The sequence below is a fragment of the Bradyrhizobium sp. genome (assembly GCF_036009065.1).
Taxonomy (GTDB): domain Bacteria; phylum Pseudomonadota; class Alphaproteobacteria; order Rhizobiales; family Xanthobacteraceae; genus Bradyrhizobium.
Genome location: NZ_DASYMN010000452.1, coordinates 1 through 14047, shown reverse-complemented (window position 1 = coordinate 14047; position 14047 = coordinate 1). Strand labels below are relative to the sequence as shown.

General features: G+C 62.6%; 14 protein-coding genes. 2 read left to right on the top strand and 12 right to left on the bottom strand.

Annotated features, from left to right (window positions below):
• From paaD to paaX, 5 genes are all read right to left on the bottom strand, one after another.
• Positions 1–504 carry a 1,2-phenylacetyl-CoA epoxidase subunit PaaD gene (paaD, locus tag VGP39_RS27015; RefSeq protein WP_327571153.1) on the bottom strand — a complete coding sequence of 168 codons (504 nt, stop codon included), beginning with the start codon at positions 502–504 and terminating at the stop codon, positions 1–3.
• The gene (paaC, locus tag VGP39_RS27010) at positions 498–1274 is read right to left on the bottom strand and encodes a 1,2-phenylacetyl-CoA epoxidase subunit PaaC (RefSeq protein WP_327571152.1); all 777 of its coding nucleotides are present in this window, start codon (positions 1272–1274) and stop codon (positions 498–500) included. The genes paaD and paaC overlap by 7 nt, the downstream gene beginning before the upstream one ends.
• Positions 1274–1561: a 1,2-phenylacetyl-CoA epoxidase subunit PaaB gene (gene paaB, locus VGP39_RS27005; RefSeq protein ID WP_327571151.1), complete on the bottom strand. Its 288-nt coding sequence runs from the start codon at positions 1559–1561 to the stop codon at positions 1274–1276. The genes paaC and paaB overlap by 1 nt, the downstream gene beginning before the upstream one ends.
• A 107-nt stretch (positions 1562–1668) precedes the next feature.
• Positions 1669–2652, bottom strand: coding sequence for a 1,2-phenylacetyl-CoA epoxidase subunit PaaA (paaA, locus tag VGP39_RS27000; protein WP_327571150.1), 984 nt, complete (start codon positions 2650–2652; stop codon positions 1669–1671).
• Positions 2653–2727: 75 nt separating this feature from the next.
• Entirely contained in the window at positions 2728–3594 is an 867-nt protein-coding gene (gene paaX / locus VGP39_RS26995) for a phenylacetic acid degradation operon negative regulatory protein PaaX (RefSeq protein WP_327571149.1), read from the bottom strand.
• 86 nt (positions 3595–3680) lie between these two features.
• On the opposite strand from paaX, the gene VGP39_RS26990 reads away from it, so the two are divergent.
• A complete protein-coding gene (locus VGP39_RS26990; RefSeq protein ID WP_327571148.1) occupies positions 3681–4349 on the top strand; it encodes a TetR/AcrR family transcriptional regulator in 669 nt (222 codons plus the stop codon).
• A gap of 96 nt (positions 4350–4445) precedes the next feature.
• On the opposite strand, the gene VGP39_RS26985 is transcribed toward VGP39_RS26990, so the two are convergent.
• From VGP39_RS26985 to VGP39_RS26960, 6 genes are all read right to left on the bottom strand, one after another.
• Positions 4446–5216, bottom strand: coding sequence for an alpha/beta hydrolase (locus tag VGP39_RS26985; RefSeq protein WP_327571147.1), 771 nt, complete (start codon positions 5214–5216; stop codon positions 4446–4448).
• 200 nt (positions 5217–5416) lie between these two features.
• Entirely contained in the window at positions 5417–6706 is a 1290-nt protein-coding gene (locus tag VGP39_RS26980; protein WP_327571146.1) for a DUF445 domain-containing protein, read from the bottom strand.
• A gap of 247 nt (positions 6707–6953) precedes the next feature.
• On the bottom strand, positions 6954–7430 hold the full coding sequence (locus VGP39_RS26975) for a phasin (RefSeq protein WP_327571145.1): 477 nt from the start codon (positions 7428–7430) through the stop codon (positions 6954–6956).
• A gap of 168 nt (positions 7431–7598) precedes the next feature.
• The gene (locus tag VGP39_RS26970) at positions 7599–8195 is read right to left on the bottom strand and encodes a GNAT family N-acetyltransferase (RefSeq protein WP_327571144.1); all 597 of its coding nucleotides are present in this window, start codon (positions 8193–8195) and stop codon (positions 7599–7601) included.
• The gene (locus tag VGP39_RS26965; protein ID WP_327571143.1) at positions 8192–9274 is read right to left on the bottom strand and encodes an alpha/beta fold hydrolase; all 1083 of its coding nucleotides are present in this window, start codon (positions 9272–9274) and stop codon (positions 8192–8194) included. Before VGP39_RS26965 ends, VGP39_RS26970 begins: the two co-directional genes overlap by 4 nt.
• Entirely contained in the window at positions 9271–9657 is a 387-nt protein-coding gene (locus VGP39_RS26960) for a hypothetical protein (protein WP_327571142.1), read from the bottom strand. Before VGP39_RS26960 ends, VGP39_RS26965 begins: the two co-directional genes overlap by 4 nt.
• A 234-nt stretch (positions 9658–9891) precedes the next feature.
• On the opposite strand from VGP39_RS26960, the gene VGP39_RS26955 reads away from it, so the two are divergent.
• Entirely contained in the window at positions 9892–10779 is an 888-nt protein-coding gene (locus VGP39_RS26955; protein WP_327571165.1) for an alpha/beta hydrolase, read from the top strand.
• Positions 10780–11496: 717 nt separating this feature from the next.
• On the opposite strand, the gene VGP39_RS26950 is transcribed toward VGP39_RS26955, so the two are convergent.
• The coding region (locus VGP39_RS26950; protein ID WP_327571141.1) for a bifunctional cytochrome P450/NADPH--P450 reductase at positions 11497–14047 on the bottom strand (2551 nt) is incomplete at its 5' end.

Here is a 14047-nt window from a genome sequence, read left to right as displayed (position 1 = left end):
TCAATGACACTTGAAATAGTCGAACGGCTCGCGGCAACTCCTGCAGCGCCACAGCGCCTTGCAGGAAGTCGAGCCGAATTCGGAGAGCACTTCGGTGTCTTCGGAGCCGCATTGCGGACACGCCACAGTCTGCTTGCCGAACAGCGCGCGGCGGGAGCTAGCCGCCTGCGGCGGCGCGATGCCGTATTCCTTCAGCTTCCGGCGCCCATCATCGCTCATCCAGTCGGTCGTCCAGGCCGGCGACAGCACCGTGTAAACCTTTGAATGGCGAATGCCTTCGCGTTCCAACGCCAACTCGATCTCAAGCTGGATCATGTTCATCGCCGGACAACCCGAATAGGTCGGCGTGATCGCGACCTCGACCTGGCCGTCGACCACCGCAACGTCGCGCAGCACGCCGAGATCGGCGATGGTGAGCACCGGAATTTCCGGGTCGACCACTTGCGCTGCGACATCCCATGCGCGTTGCCGCAAATCGGCATCGTTGTGAAGCATGGTCACCATGTCGCACCCGGAAACGTGCGCTGCATCGCTTGCAGTTCGCTGAGCAGATGGCCGAGATGCTCGCTGTGCCGGCCGCTGCGGCCGCCCTGCTGCATCCAGTCGCTTTTCGGCAGCGTCAGTGTCGCCTCGCGCAACACGTTTGAAACCGTCTCCAGCCATCCCTGACGCAGCGGCGCTGGATCAACGGCAATGCCGGCGTCGATCAAACTGCGTTCGCTGTCGTCGGCCTCGAACATTTCGCCGGTATAGGCCCACAGATCGTCGACGGCGGTCTGCGCGCGGCGGTGGCTTTCGTCGGTGCCGTCGCCCAGTCGAATTATCCATTCCGAGCAATGCCTGATGTGATAGGCGCTCTCCTTTTCGGATTTCGCCGCGATTGCCGCCAGTGTCGCATCACGCGAATTCATCATCGCACGCCAGTACGGGTCCGCGAATGCCGCGTAAAAAAACTGCCGCGCCATGGTGTGGGCGAAATCGCCGTTCGGCTGCTCCAGCAGCAGCAGGTTGCGATACTGTCTCACATCGCGCAAGTAGGCGAATTTGTCTTCGTCGTTGCCGTTGGCTTCGACCTTGGCCGCATAGGAATACAGTTCGCGTGCCTGCCCGAGCAGATCGAGGCCCATATTGGCCAGCGCCATGTCCTCTTCCATCATCGGGGCGTGGCCGCACCATTCCGACAGCCGATGGCCCAGAATCAACGCGTCGTCGGCGCGGCGCAGCGCGTACAGCACCAGTGGAGTTTCCGAAACCTGGATCGACGCGACGGCCATCACATGTGCCCGACTTCGTTCGGCACGTCATAGAAGGTCGGATGCCGGTAGATCTTGGACTCGGCGGGCTCGAACATCATGCCCTTCTCGGACGGATCGGACGCGGTGATCGCATTCGACGGCACGACCCAGATCGACAGCCCTTCGCCGCGCCGCGTGTAGATGTCGCGCGCGGCCTGCAGTGCCAGCGTCGCGTCGGTGGCGTGCAGCGAGCCGACATGCTTGTGCGCGAGGCCGTTGCGGCTGCGGATGAAGACTTCCCACAGCGGAATGTTAAGTGTGGCCATTGCTCTCTCCATCGCTTCCTCATTGCGAGGAGCCCTTGCGACGAAGCAATCCAGTCCTTGCTTGTGGCCTCTGGATTGCTTCGTCGCTTTGCTCCTCGCAATGACGGCTATGCCGCAGCCTTGCGGGTCTTGCGCTTTTCCGCATAGGCCAATGCGGCCTCGCGGACCCACGCACCGTCGTCATGCGCCTTGCGCCGCGCCGCGAGCCGATCGCGGTTGCACGGGCCGTTTCCGGCCAGTACCTGATTGAACTCATCCCAGTCGATCGCGCTGTATTCCCAATTCCCCGCCGCGTTCTGCTTCATGCCGGGATCGGGAATGGTCAGGCCGAGATATTGCGCCTGCGGCACCGTGGCATCGACGAATTTCTGGCGCAGCTCGTCATTGGAGAAGCGTTTGATTTTCCATTTGGTGGAAGTGTCGCTGTGCTGGCTTGCCTTGTCGGGCGGACCGAACATCATCAGCACCGGCCACCACCAGCGATCCAGCGCATTCTGCGCCATCGCCTTCTGTTCTTCGGAGCCCCGCGACAGCGTCAGCATGATTTCGAAGCCCTGGCGCTGATGGAAGGATTCCTCCTTGCAGACCCGGATCATCGCACGCGCATAGGGACCATAGGAGCAGCGGCACAGCGGGATCTGGTTCATGATCGCGGCGCCGTCGACGAGCCAGCCGATCGCGCCGATGTCCGCCCAGGTCAGCGTCGGATAATTGAAGATCGACGAATATCTGGACTTGCCGTCCAGCATCAGATCGACCAGTTCCTCACGCGAAGTGCCCAGCGTTTCAGCCGCTGCATAGAGATAGAGCCCGTGGCCGCACTCGTCCTGCACTTTGGCCAGCAACGCCGCCTTGCGGCGCAGCGACGGCGCCCGCGTAATCCAGTTGCCTTCCGGCAGCATGCCGACGATTTCGGAATGCGCATGTTGGGAAATCTGTCGCGTCAGCGTCTTGCGATAGGCCGCGGGCATCCAGTCGTTCGGCTCGATGCGGTCGTCGGCGTCGATACGCGCCTGAAACTGCACGCCCCGTTCGGCGTCCTCGATATTGCGGTCCTCGCCTTCAGACGTGTTGAGCGCTTGCGTGTACATGGCCGATCTCCGGGGAGGCGACATTTATCATATAACAAAATAATAAATACGCAAGCTACTTTTGTAACATATTTCCTAGTCCTGGAACCGCCGCCGAAGCTCCTCCCCGGCCGGCGGCAACGGGCCGGCTTCGTTGGAGCCATTCTTGTCAAGCCACTGCTCGGACGGCTCAAGTAAGCCTTGAAAAACCTCGCCGCACAGCTGGCGGGCCGCCCGCCCCGGCCAATCCCGGGGCAGCAGCGCAGCCGGCAGCAGCGGGTCGCGCAGCACCACCCGGCGGTAATGATGGATCAGCAGGATGCGCGCGGTGAAGGCGTCGGCGTCGGACAGGCGTTCGCGCCGGCCGATCCAGCCGCACAGCGGTTCGAAGGTTTTCATGAATTTCAGATAGGCGTCAGCGGTGCGGTCCAGCGGCCAGCTTTCGCTGAGCAGGCGCCGGCCGCTATTGTCCTCGGCAGACACCTCCAGCCGGATCGCGTGCGCGGCTTGCTCCGGAACCGGCACGCCCGACGGCGCGATCCACACGCCCGGCAACGGACTGCCGAAACCGGCATCTTTCAGCGGCTCGCGGGATGCATCGCGATCGGCGGCGTTGGCGATCAGCAGCAGTTCGAACCGTCCGGTCCAGTCCGCAGCTTGCGGATTGTAGATGTGCTTCGCCGCGGTATCGAAGGTCTGCCAGCCCTTTTGCGCCAGCCGGTAAAAGCTGTTGCGGCCGACCTTGTTGCGTTCCAGCCAGCCGTCGGCGGCGAGCCGCGACATCGCCGTACGCACCACGCCGCTGTCGATGTCGAGCGTCTTGAAAAATTCCAATAATGTCCCGAGCCAGACCGAACCGCCGCGCGGCATGATGGCGTCGCCGAACACGGTGATCACGATCGAGCCGGTGCGCGAGGGCTCGCGCTTGAGCTGGTCGACGATGCGGGCGAGCGGATGCGGCATAAGATCAAGGCATACGTGTTTTTCGGCGCGGAGCCAAAGGCAGGATAATAATTGACCAGTTGGACGGTCAATGCGAGGGTGCGCGGATGGCGCGCACGCGGGCGAACGATTACGACAGGAAGCGGCAGGGCATTCTCAGCCGCTCTGCGACGTTATTCGCCGAGCACGGCTACACCGGCACGTCGATCACCATGATCGCGGATGCCTGCGGCGTCTCCAAGGCGCTGATGTACCACTACTACAGCTCCAAGGACGCGGTGCTGTTCGACCTGCTGCAAGATCACCTGCAAAACCTGGTCACGGTGGTCGAGGCCGCGGCGCAATCGGCCGGCAAGCCTGAGGAAAAGCTGTTTGCGATTTCGGCGGCGCTGCTGGAGGCCTATCGCGGCGCCGATGCCGAGCATCAGGTGCAGATTTCAAGCCTGAAGCTGTTGCCTCCGGCACAGCAGGAAATCCTGAAAGAAATGGAGCGCAAGCTGGTCGCCATCGTCTCCGATGCGATTGCCACAGCGATTCCTCAGGCCGCGAAAAAACGCCATCTGCTGAAGCCACTGACCATGTCGCTGTTCGGGATGCTGAACTGGCATTATCTGTGGTTCCGCGACGGCAAGGGTATTACCCGTGAGAAATATGCGCGGATGGTCACAGGTTTGATTTTGTCCGGCGCCGAGGACGCGATGTCGGCGACGGAAGACTCAGTCACAACGTTGAAAACAGAGCGACCGGCGACTCGAAAGAAACTGCACGCGACCTAACGTCGTCAGCCCCGCCTTGTGCCGGGCATCCACGTCTTACTTCCTTGCCGCTTTAAGACGTGGCCGGGACAAGCCCGGCCATGACGAAATTCAGGATTACCGGTTTGGATCCGGATACACAAAACCGCGCCAGCCGCTGCGGCCGAACGGCTGCCACGCGCCCTCGGGCTGCGCGAGACGATCGGCCACGGCATAGACCACGGCGGGATGATGTCCCATGCCGCAATGGCTGCTTTCCACCTCGATGCTTTCCGAGGTCGGGGAGGATTTTTCCATGCAGCCCTGCCACGCGCAGATGCCGTCGGTCCGGCTGAAGATCGCGGTGGTCGGCACCGGCGGCGTCTGCGCCAGCGAGCCGCCGAAGCGGCGATCTTCCTCGTCGGCGCGGCGGCCGCTGGCCATTTCGTAGACGCGCCAGGCGTTGGTCGACTTCGGATCGCCGGCAAACGGGCTGCCGAGCGTGATCACCGAACGCACGCGGTCCGGCATCAACTTCGCCAGCTGGCGCGCGTAGACGCCGCCGAGGCTCCATCCGACCAGGCTGACCTTGCGGCCATTCGTATCGCTGAGTTCTTTCACCAGATCCTGCATCGCGTGCTGCACGCCATCGCGCAGGCCGAGATTGCGGCCCTGACGCCAGCCGCTCACCGCATAGCCGCGGCCTTTCAGGAAGCTGCGCAGCGGGCGTGTCGAGGTGTCCGAGGCGACGAGGCCCGGCAACACCAGCACCGGATGCCCATCACCCCTTGGCGCAAGGCTGAGCAGCGGCAGGGCGCCGAGAAACGCGCCGAATTCATGGATGGCGCGGCCTTCCATGAACATCAAGGTTCTGGAAGGTGGGCGCAGCGTCTGGGCAGTAGCGGACATCGTATTTCCTTTCAAACCCGGCCCCTTGCTTTTCGGCAGCCGGTCGAATTGACGATATGAATACGCGAATCCAGAGCATTCGTTCCGCAACGCAACAAAACTTCTAGATCAAGTTAGGGCGCTGATTCCGTCATTCAAGCGGGTGACCCTTGATGGAACAATAGGTTCCAACACTTAAAAAACCCGCAGTGATCTATTAGTCACAGCCACCGCAACAGGAATTCGATGGTGTAAAGCGCAAGGCCGGCAAGACCGCCGATCAGCGAACCGTTGAAGCGGATGTATTGCAAGTCCTTGCCGATGTTGATTTCGATCAGCGTGATCAGCTGCCCCATGTCCCAGGCCTTGACCTGGTCGGCGATGAAGCTGGAGACGCCGCTTTTCTGATCGGCGATAAAACTTCTGAGCACCGCGACGAGGCCCTGATTGATCTCGGCGCGCATTTCCGGATCGCTTGCCAGCGCGGCGCCTGCTTCAACAAAAACGTTGGCGAGGTGATGCTGCAGCACGTGGGTCTCACCGGAAGCACTTCGCTCGATGAACGACTGCATGTTGGACCAGATATTTTTTGTCAGATCCCCGATTTCGGGCCGCGCCAGCAAATCGCGCTTCAGGCTATCGATGCGATCGGCATAGGACGGGTCGCTGGAAAGCTTGTCTACGAACGTCAACATCATGCGATCGAACTCGCCGCGGAACGGATGATTCAAATCGTTGCGCACGTCGTCGAAAAACGCGGTCGCGGAGGCAACGATCTTTTTTACGAGGAACGCATCGGCGCGGTAGAGTTTTAGCAGCGTCGGCAGTTCGTCGCGAATTTTTGCGCGGATCGCCGTCATCGTGTCGGCTTGCGTCAGCGCGCCATGGACCGCGCGCAGCAGGTCGTCGAGCAGGCCCTGATGCCGGCCTTCGCCGATGAAGGCGCGCAAGGTGCCGGCCGCGAGCGGCGCGAGATTGATCGACTGCAGCTGCGTCATGACGCGGCGGGTAATGAAGGTCTTCAGCCCCGACGTCTCGGAGGCCGAGATCGCCTCGGGCAAAAGCCGCAGCAGGAATCGCGCAAGATCCTCGCTGCGCTTGCGGTCGCTCAGCCAGTCCGCGATGAAGGATGCAAAATCGACCTGACGCAGCTTGGCTTCGACGGGGGCTGCTTCCAGAAAATGCACCTCGATGAATTCGCCGAGCTTGTCGGCGATGCGGTGCTGGTTGGCCTGGATGATCGCAGTATGCGGAATCGGCAGTCCCAATGGCCTGCGGAACAGCGCGACTACCGCGTACCAGTCGGCGAGGCCGCCAATCGTAGCCGCTTCGGCAAAGGCTGCAACGAAGCCGAACACCGGATGCACATGCAGCAACGTCTTGGCGGCGACGAACAGCGCCAAGGTGCCCGCCAGCACCAGCGTCGCCAGCGCCTTGACGCGCCGCAGCTCGGCCGCGCGCGCAGCGTCGCCGGCAGAGGCGAAGGAGGATGTTGTGGTGATGGCGGACATCGGAGCCTTCAGACGGATGATATCTGTAGATAGGCGCTACACGCGCTCACGTCATCCTGAGGAGCCGCGCATCTTGCGCGGCGTCTCGAAGGATGCACGCGCACACAAGTGCTCGTGGCCATCCTTCGAGGCTCGCCGTGAACAACGGCGAGCAGCTCCGGATGACGGTTCGTTGCAATTAGTCGCTGGGCAAAAAGAAGGCCCGCCTAAGCGGGCCTTCCACATCCATCCAACCCAACGCGACGGATCAAGCGGTCTTGCTGTAGACCTTGGAGAAGTTGTCCTGCGCGGTCTTCGCACCGTCGGCAAGCAGCTTGCCGAGATATTCGCTGGTCGACTTCGCCCGCGACACGAACAGTTCGCCGCGCGCACGGACCATCTCGGACTGGATCTGGACCGCTTCGTTGAGCGACTTGGCGGACGCCAGCTTGTCGATGCCGGCGAAGAACGCCTCGGCGTCCTGATACAGCGCCTGCGAAATATTGCGGCTGATCTTGGCGGCTTCGCTCACCGAACCGGCAACGGCGGTCTCGATGGCATCGGTCACCTTCTCCGAACCGGCATGAATGTCGGCGGCGCGAACCTTGGCGGTTTCGGCCTGCTTCTTCACGAACTCACGGGCTGCCTCGGGGACTTCCATGTTCTGGAGGTTCTTGAGCGCGTCGGTGACGGGCGCGAAGGCCTGCTTGACAGTGTCGTAGGTGGAATTGATTTCGGTGGTCATTGGGGTCTCTCCATCCTCAGGTTTGAGCTATGGGCTCACCCCGTCCGGATTGGCCCGGGGCGCGTTCTGTATGGCATGTTAACTTGTGCATTGCAACATAGTTGCTGCGGCGCGATATCACGAATTCGTGATCGCCCAAACGCAGGCAGCGCTGCTCAGGAACCGGACCTAATGCTGGACGGCGCCCGGCAGCCCGTAGGCTTCCATCTGGGCCCGCACCTGCGCAACATTATGCCCTAGCACGACAATATCGTGCTTCTGGCCGGCGACATCGCGCACATGGTCGCGCAGCAGCGCTTCTGCTTTGAAGCCAAGGCTCTCGAACAGCGCGATCGCGCCCTGCTGATCAACCGTCATCTGCACCGACAGCTTTTCCAGCCCGGCGCCCAGCGCCAGCGCGAACGTCTCTTGCGACAGCGCCCGGCCGACGCCCTGGCCGCGGACCTCGGAGGAGATCACCATGCGGATTTCGCCGACATGCGGCGACCAGGAATGCGGATCGCGCACCAGCGTGCCGCAGCCGACCACCTTGTTTCCCTTTACCGCCAACAGGCTGGTGATGGCGCCGCGCTCGATCTCCTTGACCCATGCCGAGAGCACCTTCGGCTCGCTGATGTTGCGCGGCAGGAACAACAGGTCGTGGGTCGGCAGTTTCTGCGCAAAATCCAGCACCGCGGGTTCGTCCGCCGCCGACATCAGCCGGAATTCGATATCGCCCGCATCGGTTTTCACGTGGCGCGGGTAGGAACGTGTCTCAGTGCTCATGTCGATCTCTCACCTAGCCAGGAATCCAGTTTCGGCCACAGCCGTTTTATCGCGTTGGCGCCGGCGACAAGGCTGACATGCCCGCCCTTCAGCATCACCTCCTCCTTGTCTTCAGAGGCAACCTTCGGGATCAAATGCTTGGCGGCATCATAGGGAACGATGTGGTCATGCTCGGCCACCGCGTGCAGGATCGGCACCTTGATTTTGGAAATATCCGCTGGCCGGCCGCCGACCGACATGGTGCCGTCCAGCAGCTTGTTGTCCCACATCAAATCCTTGGTGATGGTGCGGAAGTATTCTCCGGCCAGCGGCAGCGTATCGTTGGCCCAGCGGTCGAACATTCGGTAGGATTTGACGAATTCGTCGTTCCAGATGTTCTCCCACAGCTGCACCTGGCCCATCACCTTCGCTGCCGGCCGCAGCATGTCAAACGACGCCAGAATCATCTCGGGAGGCACGTTGCCGACACTGTCCACCAGCTTGTCGACGTCGAAATAACGCCGGTCGGAAAAATTCTGGAACAGCTTCATCTCGCGAAAATCGATCGGAGTGGTGAAACAGATCAGGTTCTTCATCGGCCCGTCGTTGAAGATCGAACCATAGAGCAGCGACAGCACCCCGCCGAAGCAGTAGCCGATCACAGTAACATCGGTTTCGCCGGAATCCTGCTGCACCCGGCGCACGCAGTCGGGGATGAAGTCGAGAACATAGTCCTCCATCCGCAGCGACTTCTCTTCAGGTTTGGGCGCGCTCCAGTCCAGCATGTAGACGTCGTAGCCGCGCTTTAGGAGAAACTCGATGAAACTCTGGCCCGGCACCATGTCGAGGATGTAGCCGCGGTTGGTGGTGGCCATCACGATCAGGATCGGGATGCGATAGATCTCGTCGGCCATCGGCCGGTAGTGATAAAGATTCATCGTGCCGCGGACGTGCAGGATATCCTTCGGCGTCGATCCCAGCGCAGGGCCGGACGAGGCGATATATTCCACGCCCTTGATGCTGCGCTGGATCGCGCGCTGCACTTCGGATTGAATCCGCTCCGGGATCGACGCCAGATCGAGACCCGCGGGCGCGTTCATTTCTGCTCTCCGCTTGCGGACGGCGGACGTTTGGTGCGCGGCGGTTTTGGCGCGGCAGCATAGCCGCCGGCCGGGGCGCCGGAATTGTTGTGCACCTGATGCAGCAGCGCCCTGATCTCGTTCAGCTGTCCTTCGATGGATTGCAGCCGCTCGGCCATGCTGACCATCTGTGCCCGGCTCGGCAGGTTCATGCTGACGAGATATTTCTCCATCAGCTCGCCAAGCTGTTTTTGCGCGCCCGCGCCGACGCTGCCGACCTGGTTCATCACCTTGGAGAATTCCGGCGACGTCATCGCCTGATTGGCGAAGGAGTTGAACCCCTTTTCCATCTCGCCGATCATGTTCTGCCAAATCGCCACGGGGTCGTTGCTTTTGTCCGCCATTTGGCGCCCTCCGGAAATAATGACGAGTTCGAGCCCGTTCTTTCCGGCTATACCACACTGTTGCAACGGGCCGGTCAACATTGCAGCGTCGATTTAGCAGGCTTCGCGTCTCGCGCGGAACAGGAAACCGTGTCATAGGTTCCCCATCGCGATACCGTTCAGGCCAGCACGTAAGGATCTATCCGAGTGAACCCGCTTCCGAACCTGAAACCAATTCCACATCAGCCGCCGCGGATGGCCAAAGCCAATGGCATCGACCTCTGCTACGAAATTTTCGGCGCGGATGACGCCGAGCCGATGCTGCTGATCATGGGGCTTGGCGCCCAGATGATCCTGTGGGACGACGAGTTTTGCGCACAACTGGCGTCACGCGGATTTCGCGTCATCCGCTTCGACAACCGCGATATCGGCCAGTCCGGCAAGCTGACCGGCGGCAAACCGCTCAAGCCGATGGAGCTGCTGAAATTGCGGTTCCTGAAAATTCCCGTCGACGCGCCCTACAGGCTGCTCGACATGGCCAAGGATACCGTCGGCCTGATGGACGCGCTCGGCATCAAGTCGGCACATCTGGTCGGCGCCTCGATGGGCGGCATGATCGCCCAGGAAATCGCAATCTCGTTTCCGCAGCGCGTGCGTTCGCTGACTTCGATCATGTCGACTACGGGCAATCCGAAAGTGCCGCCGCCGACCCGCGAGGCCAGCGCGATGCTGATGGCGCCGCCGCCGAAAACCAAAGAAGAATTCTTCATTCGCTTCGCGCAGACCTGGAAGGTGCTGCGGGTCGGCAGCTTCCCGCTCGACGAGGCCAAGGACCGCGAGCGCGCCGAACGCATTTTCGCGCGCGGGCTCAATCCGGCCGGCGTCGGACGGCAGCTTCGCGCCATCCTCGCATCGGGCAGCCGCAAGGAGCGGCTGCGCGCGGTGAAGGCGCCGACGCTGGTGATCCACGGCACCGTCGATCCGCTGGTGCGCCCGGAAGGCGGCAAGGACACCGCAGCCTCGATCCCGGGCGCCAAGCTGATGATGGTCGACGGCATGGGCCACGCGATCCCGATCCCGATGTGGCCGCAGATCATCGACGCGATCGATCAACATGCGCATGGCGCGACGGCGCGGCATTAGCCCCAACGCCTCCACACTCGTCATTGCCGGGCTTGACCCGGCAATCCATCTTCTTCGAAAGACTCTTGCGAAGATGGATGGATACGCGGGCCTTCGCCGCGCCGAAGGGGCTTCGGCCCCGCAGGCGGGTCAAGCCCGCGTATGACGCAGAGGGTGTTACGGCGTCTCGCTCAAATCCCTTTTCAGAATTTCAAACAGCCACACCTCTGCATTCTCGCGGCGCAGTGCGTCCGAGGTTTGCCAGTCCCTCGCGAACCCAAGCGAGGGGGTGGAGCGGCGGGAGGCGCCAGGGCACCAACGGGCACCCTTGGAGGCGGGATTAACGTACCCACCTCGCGCGGCAAGGCTACCGCGCGCGCCCAGTGACGTAGGGCGCGGCGCCTCCCGGCGCTCCACCTTGGCCACCAAGCCATCGACCGGGGCGCTGCAGACGCCCGACCTTGGATCACTATATTCCTAGGCTAATTAACCTGTCAACAGGAAAAACGTCATCCTGAGGCGCTTGCGGCCCCGGCTCGTCATGCCCGGCCTTGTGCCGGGTATCCACGTCTTGACGGCGCTGAAGCAAGAAAGACGTGGATGGCCCGGACGAAGCCCGGCCATGACGGAAAGTGAATCATTTTCAAACGGTTGGCGAGAGCCTGGAAACATTGGCTGCTTTCTCGGCCAACCTCCTCAGGATGACGTTCGTGTGTGCGGTTTGCGCTGGAGCAATATCTATCCACCCGCCCACACGTCCAGCACATAGCGATTGCGCGTGCCCATGTCGTCGATCCAGCGCGCCGCGGCGGCTTCGTCGCCGCCGGTGCGCTCGCGATGGATCGACATCAGCGCCGCCTTGACGTCGGGCTCCATCTTGCCGCCGTCGCCGCAGACGTAGACGATCGCACCCTGCTCGATCAGGCTCCAGACCTTGTCCTTTTGCGCCGCGACCAGATGCTGCACATAGGTTTTCGGGCCGTCGCCGCGCGAGAACGCGGTGTGCAGTTCAGTGACGCCGCCGGCGGCGAAGGCTTTCAGTTCGTCGGCATAGAGAAAATCCTGCTCGGGATGGCGGCAGCCGAAAAACAGCATCGCAGGACCGAGCGACGCGCCGCCCGCTTTGCGCGCGGCGCGCTCCTGCAGAAAACCGCGGAACGGCGCGAGACCCGTGCCGGGGCCGATCATGATGATCGGCACCGAGGGATCGTCGGGCAGCCGGAAGCCGGCCTTGGTTTCGCGCACCGTGGCGTGGACGGTGTCGCCGACCCGGCGGCCGGCAAGATAGTTGGAGCAGATGCCCTTGTAGACGCCGCGCCCGGAACTTGCCGGCGCTTCGACCACGCCGACGGTGACGCTGCAGCGCGAGGCCTCGCCCGACGGCGACGACGAAATCGAATAATAGCGCGGCGCCAGCAGCGACAGCATTTCCAGATAGGCATGGAACGGTAATTCGCAGGCCGGATGCTCATCGAGCAGATCGTAGACGGACCGCCGCTTGCTGAGGATTTCCGAGCGATAGCGCTCGGCGGATTCCGCGTCGTCGCCGACATAGGCCAGCAGCTTCGGCTTTGTGACCGGGCAGCGGGTGTGCTCGGACATGATCTGGATCTGCTTGCGGGTCGCGACCTGCTGCAATTCCACGAATTCGGTCAGCAGGCGCCCGACCGAAACGGCATCGCCGAGCGGCAGTTGCGCGCGGCGGCCTTCCGCCACCTGCAACTTGATCTGATCGGCGGGGAGGAAGCCGAAACGGCGCGCCACAGCATCGACCAGCACCGGATCGTTGCGCGGCACGACGCTGAGATGGTCGCCGACGCGATAGGTGAGGTTGGGCGGCAGCTGCACTTCGATGTGCCGGGTGGATCGGTCGGACGCATTGGCGCCGGTCTTGTTCTGCAGCTCGCTGTTGACCTGCACCTTCATCGGCGAAGCGCCGCCGAGCGCCACGATGGCGTTGACGGTGGTCGGCGCGACCGGCTCGACCTTGTACAGCGGCTCGTCGTCGGCGCGGCGCGTAAAACTGGTGTCGACGCCGAATTCCTTCACCGCCACCGGAGCTGCCTTGGCGAACCAGCTCTCGAACTGGCCGTCGAGGTCGCTGCGGGCATCGCCCTCGCCCCGCGCATAGACGCTCTTGGCGCCGTGGGCTGCCAGTTGCTGGTCGATGATCCGCGGGATCGACTGGTAGGTCGCGGCCCAGTCGCTGTTGCCGCAGCCGAACACCGCGTAGCGCACCTTCGCTAGCGCATCCTTCGGCAGATCGCCGCCGAGCCAGTTGACGAACTGCGTGGCGTTGTCGGGCGCGGCGCCATTATACGACGCGCAGAAGATCAGCACGCCGCCCTGCTCCGGCAGCTTGCCGACGTAGTCGTCGAGCGGCGCAAGTTTTGTCGCAAAGCCATTGACCTCGGCGAGGTCGGCGACACGCGTTGCCAGTTCCTCGGCGGTGCCGAGGTTGGAGCCGTAGAGCACCAGCAGCGGCGTGTTGTGTCCGGGCCGGGTGCGCGCGGCCGGCGCCGGTGTTGCCCTCGCTGTTGCTGCGGCCGCGGTTTGGCCGGCATAGGCGCCGCGTTCCTTGTCGGTGCGCGGACGCACCTTGATCTTGAAGCCATCCGGCTTGATGGTCAGCGTTTCCTTCAGATGCATCTGGTAGCGGTGGTTGTCGATCAGCTTGAAGCGCTGCAGGATCATGCCGATCGCGAGCGCCGCCTCATGCATCGCAAAGCCGCGGCCGATGCAGGCGCGTTGGCCGTTGCCGAACGGCTTCCAGGCATTGATCGGCCGCTTTGCTTCGGCTTCCTTGCTGAAGTTTTCCGGATCGAACACGTCCGGATTCGGTCCCCATACCGTGGGGTCGCGATGCAGCGCCATCACCAGAACGGTGATGAACGTCCCCTTCTTCAGCTTGTACTTGCCGCCGATCGTCTCGTCCTCGAGCGGCGCGATGCCATAGGCCGGCGCCGGCGGCCACAGCCGCAGCGCTTCCTTCAGGATCTGCGTGATGTAGGTGAGCTGGGTGACCTGCTGGTAGGTCGGCCGGGCGTCGATATCGGAGCCGAGTACGCGATCGACTTCCTCATACGCTTTCTTCAACACCTCCGGATGCTTCAGCAACGCGTACAGCGTGCACGACAACAGCCCGCTGGTGGTCTCGTGGCCCGCGATCAAAAACGTGTTGATCTGGTAGCGGATGTTGACGTCGTCGAGCTGCGTGCCGGTGGCGCGGTCGACGCCGGTCATCATGGCGCCGAGCATGTCCTTCTTGCCCTCGGCGGCTTCGGCGTTC

What these genes read in the sequence shown, in the direction of transcription:
- paaD (WP_327571153.1), bottom strand. Translation starts at nt 504, where the DNA reads ATGGTGACCATGCTTCACAACGATGCCGATTTGCGGCAACGCGCATGG.
- paaC (WP_327571152.1), bottom strand. Translation starts at nt 1,274, where the DNA reads ATGGCCGTCGCGTCGATCCAGGTTTCGGAAACTCCACTGGTGCTGTAC.
- paaB (WP_327571151.1), bottom strand. Translation starts at nt 1,561, where the DNA reads ATGGCCACACTTAACATTCCGCTGTGGGAAGTCTTCATCCGCAGCCGC.
- paaA (WP_327571150.1), bottom strand. Translation starts at nt 2,652, where the DNA reads ATGTACACGCAAGCGCTCAACACGTCTGAAGGCGAGGACCGCAATATC.
- paaX (WP_327571149.1), bottom strand. Translation starts at nt 3,594, where the DNA reads ATGCCGCATCCGCTCGCCCGCATCGTCGACCAGCTCAAGCGCGAGCCC.
- VGP39_RS26990 (WP_327571148.1), top strand. Translation starts at nt 3,681, where the DNA reads ATGGCGCGCACGCGGGCGAACGATTACGACAGGAAGCGGCAGGGCATT.
- VGP39_RS26985 (WP_327571147.1), bottom strand. Translation starts at nt 5,216, where the DNA reads ATGTCCGCTACTGCCCAGACGCTGCGCCCACCTTCCAGAACCTTGATG.
- VGP39_RS26980 (WP_327571146.1), bottom strand. Translation starts at nt 6,706, where the DNA reads ATGTCCGCCATCACCACAACATCCTCCTTCGCCTCTGCCGGCGACGCT.
- VGP39_RS26975 (WP_327571145.1), bottom strand. Translation starts at nt 7,430, where the DNA reads ATGACCACCGAAATCAATTCCACCTACGACACTGTCAAGCAGGCCTTC.
- VGP39_RS26970 (WP_327571144.1), bottom strand. Translation starts at nt 8,195, where the DNA reads ATGAGCACTGAGACACGTTCCTACCCGCGCCACGTGAAAACCGATGCG.
- VGP39_RS26965 (WP_327571143.1), bottom strand. Translation starts at nt 9,274, where the DNA reads ATGAACGCGCCCGCGGGTCTCGATCTGGCGTCGATCCCGGAGCGGATT.
- VGP39_RS26960 (WP_327571142.1), bottom strand. Translation starts at nt 9,657, where the DNA reads ATGGCGGACAAAAGCAACGACCCCGTGGCGATTTGGCAGAACATGATC.
- VGP39_RS26955 (WP_327571165.1), top strand. Translation starts at nt 9,892, where the DNA reads ATGGCCAAAGCCAATGGCATCGACCTCTGCTACGAAATTTTCGGCGCG.